The organism is Sinomonas atrocyanea, from assembly GCF_001577305.1.
Classification (GTDB): domain Bacteria; phylum Actinomycetota; class Actinomycetes; order Actinomycetales; family Micrococcaceae; genus Sinomonas; species Sinomonas atrocyanea.
Genome location: NZ_CP014518.1, coordinates 705,401 through 724,241 on the forward strand (window position 1 = coordinate 705,401; position 18,841 = coordinate 724,241).

At 73.1% G+C, this 18,841-nt stretch carries 19 protein-coding genes and 1 pseudogene; 14 read left to right on the forward strand and 6 right to left on the reverse strand.

Translation table 11 applies throughout. From position 1 onward, the window contains the following. Window position 1 precedes the first annotated feature (1 nt). The 3 genes from SA2016_RS03350 to SA2016_RS03360 are packed head-to-tail and all read right to left on the reverse strand — an operon-like array spanning window position 2 to window position 2,828. Entirely contained in the window at window positions 2-1,702 is a 1,701-nt protein-coding gene (locus tag SA2016_RS03350) for a GMC family oxidoreductase (RefSeq protein ID WP_066495244.1), read from the reverse strand. Then, window positions 1,699-2,322 (reverse strand): gluconate 2-dehydrogenase subunit 3 family protein, encoded by a 624-nt coding sequence (locus SA2016_RS03355; RefSeq protein ID WP_066495246.1) that lies wholly within the window; start codon window positions 2,320-2,322, stop codon window positions 1,699-1,701. The genes SA2016_RS03350 and SA2016_RS03355 overlap by 4 nt, the downstream gene beginning before the upstream one ends. Then, complete coding sequence (locus SA2016_RS03360; protein ID WP_066495248.1) at window positions 2,319-2,828, reverse strand: hypothetical protein; 510 nt, start codon at window positions 2,826-2,828, stop codon at window positions 2,319-2,321. The genes SA2016_RS03355 and SA2016_RS03360 overlap by 4 nt, the downstream gene beginning before the upstream one ends. Window positions 2,829-2,948: 120 nt before the next feature. Here SA2016_RS03360 and SA2016_RS03365 point away from each other — a divergent pair, with 120 nt between their 5' ends. After that, entirely contained in the window at window positions 2,949-3,518 is a 570-nt protein-coding gene (locus SA2016_RS03365; protein ID WP_084249265.1) for a very short patch repair endonuclease, read from the forward strand. An 87-nt stretch (window positions 3,519-3,605) separates the two neighbouring features. Further along, window positions 3,606-4,253, forward strand: coding sequence for a hypothetical protein (locus tag SA2016_RS22070; protein WP_066495251.1), 648 nt, complete (start codon window positions 3,606-3,608; stop codon window positions 4,251-4,253). Between the two features lie 149 nt (window positions 4,254-4,402). Here SA2016_RS22070 and SA2016_RS22075 read toward each other — a convergent pair. Further along, window positions 4,403-4,741: pseudogene (locus SA2016_RS22075) on the reverse strand (SDR family NAD(P)-dependent oxidoreductase); the annotation flags it as partial. Between the two features lie 80 nt (window positions 4,742-4,821). Between SA2016_RS22075 and SA2016_RS03380 the strand changes: the two are divergent. After that, window positions 4,822-5,805, forward strand: coding sequence for a DNA topoisomerase IB (locus SA2016_RS03380; RefSeq protein ID WP_066495254.1), 984 nt, complete (start codon window positions 4,822-4,824; stop codon window positions 5,803-5,805). A 77-nt stretch (window positions 5,806-5,882) separates the two neighbouring features. On the opposite strand, the gene SA2016_RS03385 is transcribed toward SA2016_RS03380, so the two are convergent. Next, entirely contained in the window at window positions 5,883-6,290 is a 408-nt protein-coding gene (locus tag SA2016_RS03385; protein WP_066495255.1) for a hypothetical protein, read from the reverse strand. Between the two features lie 708 nt (window positions 6,291-6,998). Here SA2016_RS03385 and SA2016_RS03390 point away from each other — a divergent pair. Further along, window positions 6,999-7,691, forward strand: a complete 693-nt coding sequence (locus tag SA2016_RS03390) for a sigma-70 family RNA polymerase sigma factor (RefSeq protein WP_066495257.1) — start codon at window positions 6,999-7,001, stop codon at window positions 7,689-7,691. A 145-nt stretch (window positions 7,692-7,836) separates the two neighbouring features. On the opposite strand, the gene SA2016_RS03395 is transcribed toward SA2016_RS03390, so the two are convergent. Beyond that, entirely contained in the window at window positions 7,837-8,814 is a 978-nt protein-coding gene (locus SA2016_RS03395; protein ID WP_066495260.1) for a glycosyltransferase family 9 protein, read from the reverse strand. A 116-nt stretch (window positions 8,815-8,930) separates the two neighbouring features. Between SA2016_RS03395 and SA2016_RS03400 the strand changes: the two genes are divergently transcribed. From SA2016_RS03400 to SA2016_RS03440, 10 genes are all read left to right on the forward strand, one after another. Next, window positions 8,931-9,533 (forward strand): D-glycero-alpha-D-manno-heptose-1,7-bisphosphate 7-phosphatase, encoded by a 603-nt coding sequence (locus SA2016_RS03400; RefSeq protein WP_066495262.1) that lies wholly within the window; start codon window positions 8,931-8,933, stop codon window positions 9,531-9,533. Further along, entirely contained in the window at window positions 9,530-10,555 is a 1,026-nt protein-coding gene (locus tag SA2016_RS03405) for a glycosyltransferase family 9 protein (RefSeq protein WP_218030593.1), read from the forward strand. The genes SA2016_RS03400 and SA2016_RS03405 overlap by 4 nt, the downstream gene beginning before the upstream one ends. Continuing rightward, entirely contained in the window at window positions 10,555-11,559 is a 1,005-nt protein-coding gene (locus tag SA2016_RS03410; protein ID WP_066495264.1) for a glycosyltransferase, read from the forward strand. The genes SA2016_RS03405 and SA2016_RS03410 overlap by 1 nt, the downstream gene beginning before the upstream one ends. Beyond that, a complete protein-coding gene (locus SA2016_RS03415) occupies window positions 11,556-12,842 on the forward strand; it encodes a glycosyltransferase (protein ID WP_084249267.1) in 1,287 nt (428 codons plus the stop codon). Before SA2016_RS03410 ends, SA2016_RS03415 begins: the two co-directional genes overlap by 4 nt. Before the next feature lie 2 nt (window positions 12,843-12,844). Beyond that, complete coding sequence (locus tag SA2016_RS03420) at window positions 12,845-13,606, forward strand: D-sedoheptulose-7-phosphate isomerase (RefSeq protein WP_084249268.1); 762 nt, start codon at window positions 12,845-12,847, stop codon at window positions 13,604-13,606. Continuing rightward, window positions 13,603-14,220: a PfkB family carbohydrate kinase gene (locus SA2016_RS22465; protein WP_306505419.1), complete on the forward strand. Its 618-nt coding sequence runs from the start codon at window positions 13,603-13,605 to the stop codon at window positions 14,218-14,220. The genes SA2016_RS03420 and SA2016_RS22465 overlap by 4 nt, the downstream gene beginning before the upstream one ends. 23 nt (window positions 14,221-14,243) lie before the next feature. After that, the gene (locus SA2016_RS22470; protein ID WP_306505420.1) at window positions 14,244-15,011 is read left to right on the forward strand and encodes a PfkB family carbohydrate kinase; all 768 of its coding nucleotides are present in this window, start codon (window positions 14,244-14,246) and stop codon (window positions 15,009-15,011) included. A 58-nt stretch (window positions 15,012-15,069) separates the two neighbouring features. Beyond that, complete coding sequence (locus tag SA2016_RS03430) at window positions 15,070-15,801, forward strand: SDR family oxidoreductase (protein ID WP_066501949.1); 732 nt, start codon at window positions 15,070-15,072, stop codon at window positions 15,799-15,801. A 20-nt stretch (window positions 15,802-15,821) separates the two neighbouring features. Then, window positions 15,822-16,805: a DUF2332 domain-containing protein gene (locus SA2016_RS03435; RefSeq protein ID WP_066495267.1), complete on the forward strand. Its 984-nt coding sequence runs from the start codon at window positions 15,822-15,824 to the stop codon at window positions 16,803-16,805. Window positions 16,806-16,882: 77 nt separating this feature from the next. Next, window positions 16,883-18,745, forward strand: a complete 1,863-nt coding sequence (locus SA2016_RS03440; protein WP_084249269.1) for an HNH endonuclease — start codon at window positions 16,883-16,885, stop codon at window positions 18,743-18,745. Window positions 18,746-18,841: the final 96 nt, after the last annotated feature.

The following is an 18,841-nucleotide window of genomic DNA, read 5'->3' on the forward strand; positions in this document are numbered from 1 at the left end:
GTCAGCTCTCCTTTGCTGGTTCACGTGCTGGTTCGCGTGCTGGTTCGCGCTGTGGTCGGCGCAGCCCTCCGCGCGCGCCCGCCCCGAGGCGGGCCGCTGTGCGCGCGGCGAGCGACATGATGGTCAGCGCTGGATTGGCGCTGCCCTGGGTGGGCAGCACGCTGCCGTCGGTGATGAGGAGGTTCGGCACGGCGAAGGTGCGGCAGTCGGCGTCCACCACGCCGTGCCGCTCGTCCGCCGCCATGCGCGCGCCGCCCACGAGGTGGGCGTAGCGCTCGATGGTCATGACCTCGCTCGCCCCCGCGGCGGTGAGGATCTCCTCCATGGTCCCGGCGGCGGCGGCCATGAGCCGGCGGTCGTTGCCGCAGCGGCTGTAGGTGAAGCGCGCCACGGGCATGCCGCGGCGGTCCTTCTCCTCATCCAGGGTGACCCGGTTCTCCGGCTGGGGGAGGAACTCGCACAGGGCGCCGAGGCAGGCCCAGTGGACGAAGTCGGTCATCCGGCGGCGCAGCTCGGTGCCCCAGTGCCCCTGTGCGGCGATGTGCTCTGCCCAGGTGATCGGCAGCGGGGAGACGGTCTGGATCGAGTAGCCGCGCTTGTACGGCTTGGAGGGATCCGTCTCGTAGAAGGCCTCCGAGCTGACCTCCGGCGGCGGCGCCTTGTACATGCGCACCTCCTCCTCGAACCGGCCGCCGGTCTGCGGGGCGCCCTGCACCATGAGGTAGCGGCCCACGAGATCGTGGTCGTTGCACAGGCCGTCGGGGAACTGCGGCGAGGCCGAGTTGAGCAGGAGCCGGGGGGTCTCGATCGAGTAGGCCGCCACCGCGACGTTCCTGGCGCGCTGGAAGTGCTCGACGCCGCCGTGCTCGTAGTGCACGCCCGTCGCCAGGCCGGTGCGCGGATCGACCGCGACTCGGGTGACCATCGAGTCGGCCCGGATCTCCGCCCCGTGGGCGATGGCGTCGGGGACGTGGGTGATGAGGGGCGAGGCCTTCGCGTCCACCTTGCAGCCCTGCAGGCAGAACCCGCGGTAGATGCAGTGCCGGCGGTGGCCGAAGCGGCCGTTGGAGATGGCCACCGGCCCCACGCGGGCCTCGATCCCGCAGGCGAGGGCCCCGCGCAGGAACGCCTCGCCGTTGCCGCCCACGGGGTGCGGGGTGTGCGGGTAGCTGTGCGGATCGCCCCACGGCCAGTCCTGGCCGGCCACCGGAAGCTCTTCCTCGATGTCCTCGTAGTACGGCTTGAGGTCCTCGTACCGCAGGGGCCAGTCGGCGCCGACCCCGTCGAGGGTCTCGGTGTGGAAGTCGCTCGGGTGGAAGCGGGGCGTGTAGCCGGCGAAGTGCACCATCGAGCCGCCGACGCCGCGGCCGGAGTTGTTCGAGCCGAGCGGGACCGGGTCGTCGCCGTCGATCACCCGGGGCTCCGTCCAGTAGAGCCGGTGCGATCCGGCCTCGTCGCTGACCCAGTCGCGGTCCGGCTCCCAGAACGGTCCCGCCTCGAGGACCACGATGCTCCACCCGGCCCGCGCGAGGCGCTGGGCCATGGTCGACCCGCCGGCGCCGCAGCCGACGATCACGAGGTCTACCTCGTCGTCGTCCCCGAAGCGGCGCATGCCGGTGTCCACGTCGGGGTCGGCGAGGGGCAGGAGCCAGGCCGATTCGTTCCGCGCCCGGACGCCGCGCAGCCCCCGTCCCGCGCTCATGCGCTCTCACCCGGGCGCGCGTCCCGGACCTCGAAGTGCTCGCGGCGGCCGATTCCCAGATTGGCGTAGCCGCGCGGGTAGGCGGGGCCGGGGAAGCCGATCTCGTCCCACGCCGAAGGATGGGAGTAGAACGCCGTGCATGCGTACCGCAGCCACAGGTTCCACACGTGGCCGGCCGGGAAGCCGTGCCAGGGGCCGTCTGTCGAGTGCAGCTGTTTCAGGACGGTCTCCTGCTGCTCCGGGCCCGCGGTCGCGAAGCCGGTGCCGCAGTGCTCGCGGGCGTCCTCGTCGAGGAAGCGGAGCCCCTGCCGCCACACCTCGGCGTCCTCGGGCAGGTCCGCGTAGTGCCATCCGTCCGTCTCGCCGGCCGCGAGCCGGGCGTCGACGAAGTTCACGAGCGGGATGCGCGGCTGCGCGTCCGGCTCCTGGCCCACCAGCTGGTCGAGCAGCGCGGAGGCGATGGCCTGCTCCTCGGCCGTGAAGAAGCTGACGTCCGGCGGTCGCTGGGTCCGGGCGACGACGAGCGCGGCCGTGGCGTCGTCCCAGTGCCCGCGCTCGTCGAGGGCGTGCTGGCCCGGGAAGCGTCCGCCGCCGTCCTCGGCGGGCAGCGGCAGCGTCACGGCTCCCTCCTCAGGATCGAGGCGAGGATCCCCATTCCCCCGACCAGGGTCACGAGCAGGGGAGCCAGGAGCGGCGGGCCCATCTCGACGTTGTAGCGCAGTTCCCGGAACCCGCCGGGTCGCTGCGCGATCCCGCGCAGGTGGAGGTAGGTCCCCTGGAGCCCGTTGGCGACGATGGCGGCGCTCGCGATGGGCAGTGCGGTGTGGGCGAGCCGCGCGCTGAACACTCCGCCGATCCCGGCTGCGGCGCCGAGCGGGCCGAGGGCCACGGGGGCCCACATCCACGGATTGCCGAAGCTTGCCTTGTCGTGCTCGAGGTAGATCTCGGCCGCCGTCACGAGCGCCCCGGCGGCGGTGAGGCCGGAGAGGGTCCGTTCGAACCTGCCGGTCTCGACGTTGCGGACGAGCTTCTGGATCCCCCGGGGCTCCACTGCGCTGAGGGGCCCGCCACGGCTCAGAGGCCCGCGCCCCGGGCTCTTCGCGCCCAGGAATGCCAGTGTTCCCATCGGGGTTCCTTCCGTCCACGGACCGGGCGGTGTCCAGCCCTCTTTCTTCAGCGCTACCCGTGGCGGAGCAGGCAAAACGCCCTCCCAGCACCTTCCCAGCCGCCAGCGTACGCTGGCCGCATGAGCCAGGCCGGGGTCCCGGAGGAGACGCACGACGCCGGTGACGCACCGGCGGCGGGCGCGTCACCGGCGTCGTCCGCTTCGGGCGGCACCCGCCGGAGCCGGAAGGGCGAGCCGTCCTGGGCCACCACGCCGGCGATCCGCCGCACGATGCTCGGCAACCGCTCGCGGGACACGGCGCCCGAGCTCAAGGTGCGCCGGGCGGTCCACGCGATGGGGCTGCGGTACCGCGTCGCCTACCGCCCGGTCCCCGCCCTGCGGCGCACAGCGGACCTCGTGTTCACGCGGGCGCGCGTGGCGGTGTTCATCGACGGGTGCTACTGGCACGGGTGCCCGCAGCACTACATCGAGCCGGCGAGCAACGTGGACTACTGGCGGCCCAAGATTGCCCGCAATCGCGAGCGGGACGCCGAGACGACAGCGGCCCTCAGCGCGGCCGGCTGGCAGGTCCTGCGGTTCTGGAGCCACGAGGACCCTGCTCGGGTGGCCGCCGAGATCGCCGAGGCCGTGCGTCCCGCAGGAGCCGGCCCTGCGGGACCCGGTCCTGCGGGCGCCGCTGGCTCCGCCTAGGAGCTGCTGCCGCGAGCGGGCGGGAGTGATTGGATCCGGCCGCCGGCGGGTAGAGGGAGGGAAACCTGACACCCAGGAGGTTGACCTATGGACCCGACCCAGCTCACGGCGGTCATTGTCGTCGCCGTGATCGTCATCATTGCGATCATCGTGGCCATCGTGGTGTCCCGGAAGCGGGGCGAGGCCCGGAGGCAGCACCAGCGCGAGCATGCCGAGGAGCTGCGCGCGGAGGCCGCCCGCCGCGAGATCGATGTCCGAGACCGGGAGGTCAAGGCCCGCGAGGCACAGGTTCGTGCCGACCGCGCCGAAGTCGAGGCAGCCCGCCTGCGCCAGGAGGCACAGGGGCACAGCGAGAGCACCCGCGAGGACCGGGAGCGCATCGAGGAGCAGCGCCGCAAGGCCGACGAGCTCGATCCGGACCGCCGCGGCGACGCCGACGCCTCCCGTGAGCAGGCCGCCCGCGAGGGAGTCGACCGTGAGGGAGTGGCCCGCGAGGGAGTCGACCGTGAGGGAGTGGCCCGCGAGGGAGCCGTCCGCGAGGAGAGTGCCCGCGAGGGAGTGGCCCGCGAGGATGCCGTCGTCAGCGAGGAGACCGACCATGGCCGGCATGGCCGCCGCGAGACCCACGTGATCCGGGAAGACCTCCGCACCGACGGGACGGATGGATCCCTGCCGCGCGACGCCGAGCGGGGCGGGGCGACCGGGACCACCACACCGACAGAGGGAACCCGCTGAGCGGGTTCACGACGAGAGGAGAGCCATGACAGATTCCGCGAACCCGATCCAGATCCAGAAGTTCCTCGAGGGCGTCGACTATCCGGCCGGATGTCCAGCTTCCCGAACTTCTCCAGCGTGCGCCCGGGCAGCGAGGAGGCGAAGTCCTCCTCGCGAAGGTCGCCCTCGAAGTGCGCCGCCCGCGTCCCCGCCTCCGAGATGGCAGCGGTGGCCTCCGCCGCGTCCTGGGCCTCCTCGGGCATGGCGGTGATGGCCACGTCCGCACCCTCCCTCGCGAACGCGAGGGCGACGGCGCGGCCGATCCCGGAGTCGCCGCCCGTGATGAGGGCGGCGCGCCCTGTGAGGCGCCCGTGGCCCTCGTAGGTGCTCTCACCGTGGTCCGGGCGGGGCTCGGTCTCCCCGGTGGTCCCGGGGGCCCCGAGGTCCTGGGGCGGGACGGTGCCCGTCACCCGGGCGCTGCGCGGGTCCTGGGGGTGCGATGCGTTCATGTGTGGCTCCTTCGGTAACGGGCCGGCCGGCGGCCGGACGGGCTGGTTCCATCCATGGGGCTGCGGGTAAGTAGCTGCCGATGAAGACGCGCAGCAGGCGGACGGCGCACGGGACGATCACCCGGCGCCGCGCGGGCAAGGGGTTCAGCTACCGGGACGCGGACGGCCAGCGGGTCGACTCGCCGGAGGTCCTCGCGCGGATCGAGGCGCTCGCCATACCGCCGGCCTGGCGGAACGTGCGCATCGCGGCGTCGCAGCGAGCCAGGGTCCAGGCGACCGGCATCGACGCCGCCGGCCGGAAGCAGTACCTGTACCACAGCACGTGGCGCGAGCGGCAGGAGGCCCGCAAGTTCGACCGCGCCGTGGCCCTGGCCCGCAGGCTTCCCGCGATCCGCCGCGCGGTCACGGAAGACCTCCGCGGCAAGCACGGCCCCAAGGAACAGGCCCTCGCGGCGGCGCTGCGCATCGTGGACCGGCTCGGAGTGCGGGTGGGAAACCGCAGGTACGCCCGCCAGCACGGCTCCTTCGGCGTCACCACCATCCAGCGCAGGCACCTGCGCCTCGACGGCGAAACGATCTCGCTGGAGTTCCCGGGCAAGTCCGGGATGCAGTGGTCGGTGGAACTGCGCGATCCCGATCTGGCCGAGTACCTCCGCAGCCTGCCGAAGGGCCCGAAGTCCCGGGCCGCCCTGGGCTACGAGTCCGCGACGGGGTTCCAGCGCATCGGATCCGAGTCCCTCAACGGGTACCTGCGCGTACGGGCCGGCATGGGCGCGAGCGCCAAGGACCTGCGCACGTGGCGCGGCACCGTGATCGCGGCGGAATCCCTCGCCCGCAGTGCGGAGCAGGGCTTCGACGCCGAGGAGGCGTGGCGGCGCGCCATCGCGGACGCTGCGGACTGGCTCCACAACACCATTGCGGTGGCCCGCGGATCCTACGTGGACCCACGGCTTCTCCTCGCCTACCACGAGGGCCGGAAACTCACGACGCCCGGCGGCAAGGTCTCCGACGCGGCGCTCGCCGAGCTGCTCGACTCGACGCCGCGCACCGGGCCGGGCACCTAGACGGCGCACGCCCGCCCAGAGCCCCGGGCACTGGGCCCGTGGGCACTGGGCGGGCGGGCGGACGCTGAGGGTCGGTATCAGTGGTCCGGGAAGTCGTCGCGTGCCGGCTGTGACGCGGTCTCGGCGCCCTCGCGAGGAGTCAGGTAGTGCTCGCCCTCCTCGGTGGTCGCGATCTCGTACTCCTCGGCGACCGCATCGATGCGCGCCTGGTCATCGGGCCCGGGCGGGCGGACCGGGCCGGGGTTGGGGGTGCGCTCGGCATCGCCCCAGACCGCTCCGGCACCCTGGGATGAGGGGGTGACGTCGCTGGGGCCGTCCGCGACGGTGTCGTCCACCCCGTGCCGGGGGACTGGGGTGCCCGGGTGCACACCCGAGCTCCCCTCAGGGCGCTCCTCGCCCGGCTCGCGCTCCGCGAGGCGCGCCTCGTCGTCGACGGGCACGCCGTCCCGTCGCTCGGGCTCGTCAGGAAGATTCCGCTGGTCCATGGCGTCCTCTCGATTACGTGGAAGGCGGGACTGGTCCGCTCCCGTCTTCATACCCGGAGCGGGCCCGCCCCAAAACCGCGCCCCGCGGTTTGAACGGCCGCCCGCGCGGGCCCAACTCGGAGTGCTCCTCTCGGTAAGCCCGCCAGATAATCTGCCCCTGGAATGCCAAGAGACAGCATTGCTCCTTCTCAGCCGGTTGTATCTGAAGAGCAGGCGTGCCTACGGTGGAAACCGGAGTCAAGCAGCTGGCCCGCACTTGGAAGCCGGACGGCCGGGTGAATGCAGTTGCATCCGCATCATCATCGCGATGCAGATGCGCACGCTGCCGCAGGCCCAGCGCCGCCGAGAATCCGTCTCGGCGACCGGGAGGCGGCGGCCGCAGCGCTTGCAGCCACCCTCGGCCCCTCCTTCATTCCAGGCGACATGAAGAACCGGATGTCAGGACCGACAGATCGCCGCTCGGTCCCCGTTCTTCTACCTTGCGCGGCGCCCCCGTTCCAGGAGGCGCCCGGCAGTCCCTGACGGCCTACGATTTCTCCGACCCCAGCGAGGAAGGAACTCGCCATGAATGAAGTTCCCCGGCAGAATCATCTTTCTCCAGCCCCCACGGACCCGGGCTCAAACCTCACTCCGGACAGCGTCAAAGGCGCCGTTGACGGAGCCACAGCTCACGACGCGCCGTCCGGAGGCGACGGGCGTTCGGCGGCGGTGACAGAGGAAGCCGAAGCGGGCCGGCTCGCCGTCGAGTACCTCGGGGTGGCCGACGCGCTCGCCCGCCGTTTCCGCTGCGCGGGCCACGACGCGGACGACCTGCGCCAGGTGGCCCGCCTCGGCCTCCTGAAGGCGGCCCACCGCTACCAGGAGCCCCTCGGCCACGGGTTCGTACCCTATGCGGTGCCCACCATCACGGGCGAGCTCAAGCGCTACCTCCGCGACCAGTCGTGGGTCGTCCGGCCGCCCCGTGCCCTCCAAGAGCTCCGCCTCAAGGTCAATGGGCTGCGCCCCGGCCTCGCCCAGGAGCTCGGCCACGATCCCACCACAGCCGAACTGAGCCGGGCGGCCGGAGTGCCGGCCTCGGAGATTGCGGAGGCCCAGATCGCGGACTCGGCCATGGTCGGCCAGCCCGTCGAGCACGGGGACTCGTCCGAGGATCCCGAGGAACGCCGGCTGAACGTGGTCCTCGGCGCCGAGGACCCGGGCTACGAGCACGTCGAGCAGATGCACGCGCTCGCCGGCGCCATGTCCGACGCGACAGACAACGACAAGCAGCTCCTCGAGCTCCGGTTCGTCCAGGAACTCACCCAGGACGAGATCGCCAAGGAGCTCGGGGTGAGCCAGATGCAGGTCTCGCGGCTCCTCAAGCGACTGCTCGACAGGCTGCGGAGGAGGATGGCGGCGTGAGAGCCGGGTCCCGTCCGTGTCCGACGCCGGGGGCAAAGGGGGGCGGCATCAGGCCCGGGCGTGGCCAGGAGGAAGGGCGCGGTGCGTGCACCGCGCCCTTCCTCCTGTCTGGGAGCCCTGTGGTCTGAGGACAGCTGCGCCGACCCTAGGTGAAGGCGACCTGACCGCCCTCCCGGCCAGCGGCGTCGTCCGCTTCGAGTGCATCCAGCGCATCCAGGACCTGGCCGGGCAGCACCGCGAGGAGGGCCGGGTCGGGGTCCTCGGCAAAGGGATCGCCGGCACGCACGCTAGCGTCCGTGAGGACCACATGCGGGCCGTCAGCGGGCGGGCCCCACTGCTCCGGCGCGGCGGGTCCGAAAATGACCACCGAGGGGATCCCGTAGGCCGTGGCCAGGTGGCCCGCCGAGGTGTCAGCGGTGACCACGGCCCGCGCCGCGGCAACCGCCGCGGCGAACTCGTCCAGCTCCCACCGTCCCGCCACGCAGGCGGAGGCAGGCAGGCCTGCCGCCTTGGCGACCGCGGTGGCGCGGAAGACGTCGTCTGGTCCACCGGTGACCACCACCTGGTGGCCGCGCAGCGAAAGCACGGCCGCGACGTCCGCGAACCGCTCGATGGGCCAGCGCCGGCTGCCGTAGGCGGCGCCCACATGGAGGATCGTGGCACGGTCCACCGGGGCCGGCGTCTCGGGCGGGCACAGCCGGAAGTCCGCGGAATCGGCCACAATGCCGTTCCATGTCAGCAGGCGCACCCAGCGGTCGCGCTCGTGGACGAAGTCGTCCCATTCCGGTCCGGCCCAGCCGGGCGCGGCGTGTCCGATCCGGTACGTGGGCTTCAAGGCATCGAGCCGGCCCCTGCTCTCGGGCCCGTTTCCGTGCAGGTTGACGGCCACGTCCACGGGACGGCGCCAGGCCAGCGGGCGGTCGAGCCCCGGGGTGGGCAGAAGGGCGTTCACACCGCCGATGAGGGGGACGATCGGTGCCAGCCAGCGGGGCGCGGCGAGGATGAGCTCGTGGTCCGGGAAGGCCCGGCGGAGGCCCCGGAGCGCGGGGACGGCGACAAGGAGGTCGCCCAGTTTGAGTGCCCGCAGGGCGAGGACGGTCGGCTTCGTTGCGCGCTGTGCCACGGCTGCTCCCTGAGTGTGGGTGACGGTACGCCCGCGGCTTGAGCGATTTCGAGAGGAGGAGAAGAAGTAGTCCCGAGTTCCGTTTAGTGTACTGCTGCAAGGGCACTGCTTCTCCTATGAGGAAGACCATTGGCGAGAGGAAGCGGCGGCCTGTGCCGTCCGCGATCCTCTTCGACCGCGACGGGACGCTCGTCGCCGACGTTCCGTACAACACTGACCCCGATCTGGTGGTCCCGATGCCGGGAGCGCTGCAGGCGCTCGGCCGCCTCCGCGCGCTCGGGATCGCCTGCGGAGTGGTGACCAACCAGTCCGGGGTGGGCCTGGGGCTCATCGCGGAGCACGAGCTTCGAGCCGTCAACGCCCGCATCGAGAAGATCCTCGGCCCATTCGACACCTGGCAGGTCTGCCCGCATGCCCCCGAGGACCGGTGCGAGTGCCGCAAGCCCAAGCCAGGACTCGTGCACGCCGCATGCCGCGACCTGGAGGTCCAGCCCGAGGACGTCGTGGTCATCGGCGACATCGGCAAGGACATGGAGGCAGCCCGCCGAGCCGGCGCGCGCGGCATCCTGGTGCCCACGCCCGTGACCCTGCGGCCGGAGATCCTCGCGGCTCCAGCCGTTGCCGGGGACCTCGCCTCCGCGGTCATGCTCGCGCTGGGCCCGGAGCTCGTACGGAGTGGCCGGCCCGATCAGGGAATCCCCCAGGGGAGCGCAGCGTGAGGCGCGTGCTCGCCGTCCGGCTCGACAGCCTCGGAGACGTGGTCATGGCCGGCCCCGCCGTCCGGGCGATCGCCGCCCACGCGGAGCCCTACTTGCTGACCGGGCCCCGCGGAAGCGGTGCCGCCCGCCTGCTGCCCGAGGTGCGCCATACCTACGAATGGGACTGCCCCTGGATCGGCAATCCGGCGCCGGAGGCAACGCCGCGCCACCTCCACCGCCTCGAGCGGCTGGTCTCGGACATCGCACCCGACGAGGCGGTCATCTTCACCTCCTTCCACCAGTCGCCCCTGCCCCTCGCCCTGGAACTGCGGCTCTGCGGCGTCCCCCGGATCACGGCGCTCTCGGAGGACTACCCCGGCTCGCTGCTCGACGTCCGGATGACCTCGCGAGAACTCCCATGGGCCACCCACGAGGTGGACCGGGCGCTCGGCATCGCCGCCGCGGCGGGCTTCACGCTTCCGGCGGACGACGACGGCCTGCCCGCCCTCGTGCCGCAGCACCGCAGCGGCCTCCGGCCCGACGGCCCCTACGTCGTGGTGCACCCGGGGGCGGACGCACCCGCACGGTCCTGGCCGGCCGAGAATGCGGCGGCACTGGTCGAGCTGCTCGCGGCCGCGGGCCTGCGCGTGCTGGTGACCGGCGGCCCGGACGAGCGCGCGCTGACCGCCCGCGTGGCAGGCTCCCGCGGCATCGACCTCGGCGGACGCACGGGGCTGCCCGGCCTCGTCGATGTGCTCGCCGGCGCCAGCGTCGTCGTCGCCGGCAACACCGGTCCGGCGCACCTCGCGGCCGCCGTCCGGACGCCCGTGGTGAGCCTCTTCGCCCCCGTGGTCCCCGCCGAGGTCTGGCGGCCGAGGGGAGCGCCCAGCGTCCTCCTCGGCGACCAGGAGGCACCCTGCGCAGGCACCCGGGCGCGGATCTGCCCGGTCCCCGGCCACCCCTGCCTGGCCGGTGTGCGCGCCGAGCAGGTCGTCGAGGCGGTGCAGGACCTGATCACGGCGCAGACCGGGGCGGTGGCCTGATGCGCATCCTTCTCTGGCACGTCCATGGCGGCTGGATGGACGGATTCGTCCGCGGCCCGCACCGCTACGTGGTGCCTGTCGACGCGGAGCACGGGCCCTGGGGTCTCGGCCTCGCGGGCAGGCCGTGGCCGCACGCCGTGGAGGCCACGGCCGAGGACCTCGCGTCCCGCGGAGGCGAGGTCGACGCCGTCGTGCTCCAGCGCACCGAGGAGATCGAGCTCGTCCGGTCGCTGACGGGGCTGCGGCCGGGAGTCGATGTCCCCGCGGTGTTCGTCGAGCACAACACCCCCAAAGGATCGGTCCCGAACACGCGGCATCCGCTCGCCGACCAGACCGACATCCCGATCGTGCACGTGACGCACTTCAACGCGCTGATGTGGGACAGCGGCCGCGCGCCCGTCTTCGTGGTCGAGCACGGCGTCCGCGATCCCGGGCTGGGCTACACGGGAGAGCTCGAGAGGCTCGGAGTGGCCGTGAACGAGCCCGTCCGCCGCGGCCGGGTGGCGGGAACGGACCTGCTGCCGGCCTTCTCGGAGGCCGCGCCCATCGACGTCTTCGGCATGGGCGGCGGAGGCCTCGCCGAGGCGACGGGGGTGGGCCCCGACCGCCTCGCCTGGGCAGGCGACCTGCCCTCGGAGGCACTGCACGCCGAGCTCGCCCGACGGCGCGCCTACCTCCACCCCTTCCGCTGGACCTCGCTGGGGCTCGCCCTCATCGAGGCCATGTTCCTCGGCCTTCCGGTGCTCGTGGTGGGCGCCACGGAAGCCTGGCGCGCCGTCCCCCCGGAGGCAGGCTGCGTCAGCTCCGACCCGAAGGAACTCATCGCCGCCGCCCGCCGCTTGCTTGCCCACCCGGGCGAGGCCGCGGAGATGGGGCACAACGCACGCAAGGCTGCCCAGGCCCGCTATGGGCTGGACCGGTTCCACGCCGCGTGGGACGAGGTGCTCGCTGAAGCCGCCGGAGGGACCCGCGGCGCGAACACGCTGAAAGGAGCACAACGATGAAGATCGCCATGGTCTCGGAGCACGCGAGCCCGCTCGCCGCCATCGGGGGCGAAGACGCGGGAGGGCAGAACGTGCACGTCGCTGAGCTCTCCGCGGCGCTCGTCCGCCGCGGGCACGCCGTCACCGTCTTCACACGCCGCGACAGCGACAGGCTCCACTGGGAGCAGATGCTGCCCACCGGCGTCGGCCTCGTCAACGTCGACGCAGGGCCGCCGCGCGCCGTTCCGAAGGACAGGCTCCTGCCCTTCATCCCCGAGCTCGCGGACCGGATCAGCGAGTACTGGGCGCAGGATCCCCCGGACGTCGTGCACGGGCACTTCTGGATGTCCGGCGTCGCCTGCATCGAGGCAGCCGAGAAGGTGCAGCGCCTCGGTCTCACGCCGCCCGTCGTGGCAGAGACGTTCCACGCCCTCGGCGTGGTCAAGCGCCGCCACCAGGGAGTCGAGGACACGAGTCCCCCCGAACGCGAGACGCTCGAACCCTGGGTTGCGCGCTCGGTGGACCGCGTCATCGCCACCTGCCCCGACGAGGCCTTCGAGCTGCGTGCCATGGGCGTGAACCGCCGGCACATCTCCCTTGCGCCCTGCGGCGTCGACACCCGCCTCTTCACGCCCGAGGGACCGGCCAGGGCGCGGGGACAGCGGTTTCGCATCGCCACGATCGGCCGCCTCGTGCCGCGCAAGGGCGTGGACACGGTGATCCGTGCGCTCGCCCTCCTCGCCGAGTCCGGGCGCAGGGACATCGAGCTCCTCGTGGTCGGCGGCTCTGTGGCGAAGGAGCGCGTGGCCGGCGACCCGGAGGCTCGCCGCCTGCGCGACCTCGCCGACTCCCTCGGGGTCGGCGGCCAGGTCATCTTCACGGGCCAGGTGGCCCGGGACGCCATGCCCCAGCTCCTGCGCAGCCTCGATGCCGTGGTCTGCTGCCCCTGGTACGAGCCCTTCGGCATCGTCCCGCTCGAGGCCATGGCCTGCGGCGTCCCCACCATCGTGGCCGCCGTGGGCGGACTCGCCGAGACCACGGTGGACGGTGTGACGGGCCTCCACGTCCCGCCCAAGGACCCGGACGCCCTCGCCGACGCCGTGGCCGCGCTCGCGGACGATCCGCAGCGGCGCGCGGCACTCGGCGCGGCCGGGGTCGAGCGCGCACGGAGCCGCTACACGTGGGACAAGGTCGCATCCGACACCGAGCGCATCTACCGGGTGATGCGCGAGCACTGGCAGCAGCCCGAGCCGGACGTCCTCCGGTCCCGGCGTCGGCTGCGCCGCATCGAGGAGGGAGCCTGAGGATGTGTGCAGCTCACCGAGGACTGGACGCCGCGCGGGCCACGCCCCGCTCCCGGGCGGCCCTGCGGACCGTACCCGGCGCCGCGAACGCCGCCTTCCGCTCCGCCGCCCAGCGCGGCCGGCCCGCCAGCGACCCCACCGCTGCGCTCGCACGCAGCGTGGCCGCGCACATCGCCGAGTCGATGGTGGCCCTCGAGGTCCTCGAGCGCCACTCCCTCCTGCTCGCGCGCTGGGGGCATGATCTGGCCCATCGGCTCTCCCACGGCGCCAGACTGCTTGTGGCCGGCAACGGCGGCTCCGCGGCCGAGGCGCAGCACCTCACGGCCGAGCTTGTGGGGCGGTACGACGGCGAGCGGGCTCCGTTCTCTGCGATCGCCCTCCACGGGGACACCTCCGCGATGACGGCGATCGGGAACGACTACGGCTACGACGAGGTGTTCGCCCGGCAGATCCGGGCCCACGCCCGGGAGGGGGACGTCGTCGTGCTCCTCTCCACGTCCGGGAAGAGCCCCAACCTCCTCTGCGCCGCCGCGGCCGCCCGGGAGGTCGGCGCGGTGAGCTGGGCCATGACGGGCCCTGGACCCAATCCGCTCTCGTTGGCGGTGGACGAGGCGGTGCTCCTCGACGGGAGGAACTGCCACGTCCAGGAGTCCCAGCTGGTGGCGATCCACGCACTGTGCGCGTGCTTCGACGCGTGCATCGCGGACGCTCCGGTGCCGAAGCCACGGGCCGCACGAACCGCTCCAGGAAGGGAGCCCCGATGAGGCTTGCCGTGGTGGGAGACACCCTGATGGACATCGACCTGCACGGCCACGCGAGCCGGCTCTGCCCGGACGCGCCCGCGCCCATTGTCGAGGTGAGCCGGCGGCTCGAGCGTGCGGGCGGGGCCGGACTGGTGGCGGCGATGCTCGCGGAGGACGGGCACGACGTCGATCTCATCACCGCGCTCTCCAACGACCAGGCGGCGGCCCGCCTCCGCGCCCTGCTCAGCGGGGTGCGCGTGAGCGCCGGGGCGCTCGGCGGCCCGACCCCCGTCAAGATGCGCCTCATCGCGGACGGCCAACGAGTCGCGCGGATCGACGAGGGCTGCGGCCAGAAGCCCTTCCCCCTGGTCGACGAGACGATGCTCGAGCGGATCCGCGGCGCGGACGCCATCGTCGTCGCCGACTACGGCCGCCGGCTCGCCGAGGCCCCCACGCTCCGGGCCATGATCGAGTCCGTGGCCCGGCACGTGCCTGTGGTGTGGGATCCGCACCCCCAGGGCGCCCGGCCCGTCTCCAGGGCTGCGGCCGTGACGCCGAACCTGCCCGAGCTGCTCGCGTTCTCGGGGCGCGCCGTCAACGGACTCGGCGCCGTCGCGACCGCGGGGGCCGGCTGAGGGAGCGCTGGAACGCGGACTCGGTGGTGGTCACCCTGGCCGAACGGGGTGCCCTCATCTGCGGGCCTGAGGCCGACACCCACATCGCGGCCCCCGCGGCCGGGCTGAGGATCGAGGACTCGTGTGGGGCGGGGGACCGCTTCGCCGCCTCGCTCGCCGTCGCGCTCGCCGCCGGTCACGGGCTCGAGAAGGCGGTCGAGGCCGCCATCTCGTCAGCGGTGGAGTTCCTCGGCGGGGGCGGCGTCTCCTCGCTTGAGGGCAGCCAGGCGCCCCTGCCGCCCGCGGCTTCCGGGGACAGCTCCCAGGCGCTGCCGGCGGGGGAGGGCGAGCCGGAGGAGAGTGTGGCCTTCGCCCTCGGGCGGCGCGTCCAGTCCACCGGCGGCCGAGTGGTGGCCGCCGGAGGCTGCTTCGACCTCCTGCACGCGGGCCACCTCCGGCTCCTCGAGGCCGCCCGCGGCCTCGGCGACTGCCTCATCGTGTGCCTCAACTCCGACGAGTCCATCCGACGCCTCAAGGGCGACTCCCGCCCGCTCATGTCCCAGGCCGACAGGGCGGACCTGCTCCTCGGGCTCAGCTGCGTGGACGCCGTCGAGGTCTTCTCCGAGGACACCCCGGAGCAGCTGCTCAAGGAGCTCCGCCCCGATGTCTGGGTCAAGGGCGCCGACTACGACGCCGAGCAGCTGCCCGAGACCGCGCTCCTGCGGGGGTGGGGCGGCGACGTCGTGACCGTACCGCTCGAGCCGGGACGGTCGACGACGGGCCTCGCCTCCGCGATCGCGGGGCTGGGCTGACGCTGGCGAGACCAACCAAGACCATCACCACACAACAGGAAGGAACCCCATGACGACGATGAGCACGAGCACCAGCCCAGAGGTCGAGCAGTCCACCCAGGAGCCCCTGCGCGGGGCCCGGATCCTCGTGACCGGGGGCGCCTCGGGCCTCGGGGCAGCGATCGTCGATGCGGCCGCGGCGCAGGGGGCCCGGCCCATCGTGGTCGACCGGCAGCCTGCTCCCGAGGGCGTGACCGGCGTGGTCGCGGACCTCTCCGTGCGCGAGGAGGCGGAGGCCGCCGTCGCCCGTGCCGCCGAGGAGGCGGGCGGCCTCGACGCGGTGGTGTGCGCCGCAGGCATCGACCGCTGCGGCGAGCTCACCGAGGTGGCCGCCGACGAATGGGAGCGCGTGCTGCGCGTGAACCTCATCGGCACGGCCGCCGTAGTGCGGGCCGCCCTTCCTCATCTGCTCGAGTCCCATGGGCGGGTGGTGACCGTCGCGTCGACCCTCGGCCTCCGGGGGGCGGCAGGGGCCACCGCCTACTGTGCCTCCAAGTTCGGCGTGATCGGCTTCAGCAGGGCTCTGGCCGCCGAGCTCAAGGGCAGGGTCGGCGTCACCACGCTGATCCCGGGAGGCATGGATACGGCCTTCTTCGACGACCGCCCAGAAGACTACAAGCCCCACGACCGCAGCACCCTCAACCGACCCTCCGATGTGGCCCGCTCGGTGCTCTTCGCCCTCTCCCAGCCGCGGGGCTGCGAGATCCGCGAGCTGCTCGTGGCCGGGTCGATGGAGGATTCCTGGCCGTAGGCCGGCATAGATTGGGGCCCATGGAGAACCGGACCGCCGAGGTCTACAGGGCCTTCGCCGAGGGCGAGGCACGAGGGGTATCCGACGTCTTCTTCGACTGGGCGAGCTCCATCGCAGAGGATGCCGCTGTCGTAGGACTCCTCGAGTCCCTCCCACAGGCCAAGCGACAGCCCAACCTCGTCTTCGCAGCGGCCCGCCTCCAGGGGGCGCCGGTGGGGCCCTACGCGGGATTCCGCTCATGGCTCCTGTCTCACTGGCCGGCCGTGGAATCCCTGGTCCTGGAACGGTCCACCCAGACCAACGAGGCGGCCCGGTGCGCGGTCCTCCTCCCCGTGCTGAGCCGCCTGGTGGGACCGCTGGCGCTCATCGAGGCCGGCGCCTCCGCAGGACTGTGCCTCTACCCGGACAGGTACAGCTACCGCTACGACCTCGGCGACCGCACGGTGTCCCTCGATCCCGCCACGGGGACGAGCACCGTGGAGCTGCCCTGCCGCATCGATGCGGGGAGCGTCCCCGATCGACTGCCTGACGTCGTGTGGCGTTCCGGCGTCGACCTGAATCCGGTCGACGTCGGCGACCCATCGCAGATGGAGTGGCTCGAGACGCTCGTCTGGCCCGAACACCAGGACCGCCGCGACCGTCTGCGCGCCGCCGCGGCGGTTGCGGCAGCGGATCCCGCGACCATCCTGCGCGGCGACCTCGTGGACAGCATCCGGGGGCTCGTGGAGGAGGCCCCGCCCGGTGCACGCGTGGTCGTCTTCCACAGCGCCGCGCTCGTCTACCTCGATCCGGCTCGGAGGGCCCAGTTCGTCGATCTCGTGCAGTCGCTGCCCGGAGTCACCTGGGTCAGCAACGAGGGCGAGCGTGTCCTGCCCCCAGTGGCTGCCCAGCTCACCGAGTCTGCGCTCGGGCGGACGGTCGTCTCGCTGAACGGGAGGCCCAGCGCGTTCGCCGGACCGCACGGCCAGAGCTACCAAAGACTGACCGGGCCTGCTGACGACTGAGACGCACAGCCGCTCGATTTTCGAAAGTATCAACCCATGATCTTTTTTATATCGAATCCATGTACTAAAATTGGTGTATGGAGCGAGATGGCCGGTCGGAGTCGGAGGCAGCGGTGCCTCCCGACGACGCCGTGTCGTCCGTAGGGTTCCCGTCCGAGCCGCCGGAGTGGTTGCGGCTGGAGTGGGAGCTGAACGATCTGGCGCGGCCGCAGGGGGGTGGCCCGGCCGCGCTCGGGCCAGTGCTCTCGGCAGCGTTCCGGCGCGTCCCGGACAAGGACCTCGCCGTGTCCGTACGGGGAGGGGTGGACGCGGCACTGTTCGCTTCTGTGGATGCGGGACTGTTCGCGGACCCGGAAGAGCTCGAGGTCTTCCCCGCCCCGGTGGTGCGGGCGGAACTGCGCGAGGTGGCCGCTGCCGGGCTCGTACGCCGCCTGGTCCGCCTCGAACAGGTCGAGGCCGCACGCCTGGCCGAGCAGGCCGCGGTTCTAGGTGCCCTCGTCGACCTCTGCGCCGGTGACGGCACCGACCCCTTCCGAACGGCGGAGGCGGCCTCGATCGCGGCCTCGGAGGTCTCGGCGGCCCTGAAAGTCTCCGCCCGCACCGCCAAAGGCCTTGTCGCCGAGGCCCTGTCCCTGACCGACCCGGCCGCCGCCCCCATCCTGGCGGCGCTCGCCGGCGGGCGGCTCTCCCGCCGCCGGGCCAAGGCGGTCCTGGACGCGGCCGTCCCCGTGCCTGCGGAACGCCTGCCGGCATTCCTGGCCGCCGCCGTCGAGGCCGCCTGCCCCTCCGACCCCGACCGGATACCGTCCCCGGCCGCCCTCACCCGTCGGCTGCGCCGCCTCGTCGAGGACCACGCTGACGAGCCGCTGACCGCTCGCAAGGCCCACGCCGCCGCCGGCCGCCGCGTCGACCTCGACCCGGCCCCCGACGGGATGTGCTGGCTCACCGCGTACCTGCCCCTCGAACAGGGGGCCGCGATCGACACCCGCCTCGAGGCCATCGCCCGCTCCCTCCAGGCCCCCGACGAGGCCCGCACCCTCGCACAGCTGCGCGCCGACGCCTTCGCCGACCTCCTGACCGCCGGCACCACGGTCCCGGCCGGCACCGCGGTCCCGGGCGGGATCACGGGCGTCCGCGGGACCACGGGCGCCGGCGACACGGCCCCCGCCGCCGGGCACCCGATGGCCGCCACGGCGGCGGAGCCGGCCATCCCCGGCGCGCCAGCCAAGTCAGCCGGGTCAGCCAAGTCAGCCGGGCCAGCCAAGTCAGCCGGATCAGCCAAGTCAACCGGGTCAGCCAGGCCCGCTGGCCCTGCGGGGTCCGGGGTGCGGTGCGAGGTCGTCCTCGTCCTGCCCGCCGCGACCGCAGCCGGGACCTCCGAGACCCCGGCCGAACTCCTCGGCTACGGCCCCGTCGACCCCGCAGCGGCCCGGCTCCTCGCCGCCCAGGCGGCCACCTGGACGAGGCTGTGGGCCGACCCCGCCACGGGCGCGCCCCTGGCCATCGGCCGCGCCCGCTACGCCCCGACCGCCGCGATGCGTCGCTACCTCGGCGCCCGCGATGCCACCTGCCGCTTTCCCGGCTGCGACCGCCCCGCCCCCACCACCGAGGCCGACCACACCACCGAGTGGCACGCCGGTGGCCACACCGCTGCAGACAACCTCGCCCTTCTCTGCCGCGAACACCACCGTCTCAAGACCCGCGGCCACTGGACCCTCCGCCAAGCGGCCACCACCCAGCCCATCCCGCCCACCCAGAGCCGCAACGCCCCACCCAGCCCACCGGCACCGAACCCCACGGCACCCAGCCCACCGGCACCCAATCCACCGGTATCCAGTCCACCGGGAGCCTTCACACCGCCGGGCACCCTCCACTGGACCTCACCAGCGGGACTGGCCTACACCACCTACCCCCACCACGACCCGCCCCCGCCCTTCTAGGAAAGGGCTCACTCCAAGGAATGGCGCACCAAGGACTTCCGGGCAGCCGAAGCCCTCGTGACCCCTCGTCACGGGGCTGCGGGGAATGCTGGAACG

Excerpts from the sequence above, each read along its gene's own strand:
- SA2016_RS03430 (WP_066501949.1), top strand. The coding sequence starts at position 15,070 with ATGAGCACGAGCACCAGCCCAGAGGTCGAGCAGTCCACCCAGGAGCCC.
- SA2016_RS03440 (WP_084249269.1), top strand. The coding sequence starts at position 16,883 with ATGGAGCGAGATGGCCGGTCGGAGTCGGAGGCAGCGGTGCCTCCCGAC.
- SA2016_RS03365 (WP_084249265.1), top strand. The coding sequence starts at position 2,949 with ATGAGCCAGGCCGGGGTCCCGGAGGAGACGCACGACGCCGGTGACGCA.
- SA2016_RS03435 (WP_066495267.1), top strand. The coding sequence starts at position 15,822 with ATGGAGAACCGGACCGCCGAGGTCTACAGGGCCTTCGCCGAGGGCGAG.
- SA2016_RS03380 (WP_066495254.1), top strand. The coding sequence starts at position 4,822 with ATGAAGACGCGCAGCAGGCGGACGGCGCACGGGACGATCACCCGGCGC.
- SA2016_RS22465 (WP_306505419.1), top strand. The coding sequence starts at position 13,603 with ATGAGGCTTGCCGTGGTGGGAGACACCCTGATGGACATCGACCTGCAC.
- SA2016_RS22070 (WP_066495251.1), top strand. The coding sequence starts at position 3,606 with ATGGACCCGACCCAGCTCACGGCGGTCATTGTCGTCGCCGTGATCGTC.
- SA2016_RS03410 (WP_066495264.1), top strand. The coding sequence starts at position 10,555 with ATGCGCATCCTTCTCTGGCACGTCCATGGCGGCTGGATGGACGGATTC.
- SA2016_RS03350 (WP_066495244.1), bottom strand. The coding sequence starts at position 1,702 with ATGAGCGCGGGACGGGGGCTGCGCGGCGTCCGGGCGCGGAACGAATCG.
- SA2016_RS03420 (WP_084249268.1), top strand. The coding sequence starts at position 12,845 with ATGTGTGCAGCTCACCGAGGACTGGACGCCGCGCGGGCCACGCCCCGC.
- SA2016_RS03400 (WP_066495262.1), top strand. The coding sequence starts at position 8,931 with ATGAGGAAGACCATTGGCGAGAGGAAGCGGCGGCCTGTGCCGTCCGCG.
- SA2016_RS03385 (WP_066495255.1), bottom strand. The coding sequence starts at position 6,290 with ATGGACCAGCGGAATCTTCCTGACGAGCCCGAGCGACGGGACGGCGTG.
- SA2016_RS03360 (WP_066495248.1), bottom strand. The coding sequence starts at position 2,828 with ATGGGAACACTGGCATTCCTGGGCGCGAAGAGCCCGGGGCGCGGGCCT.
- SA2016_RS03415 (WP_084249267.1), top strand. The coding sequence starts at position 11,556 with ATGAAGATCGCCATGGTCTCGGAGCACGCGAGCCCGCTCGCCGCCATC.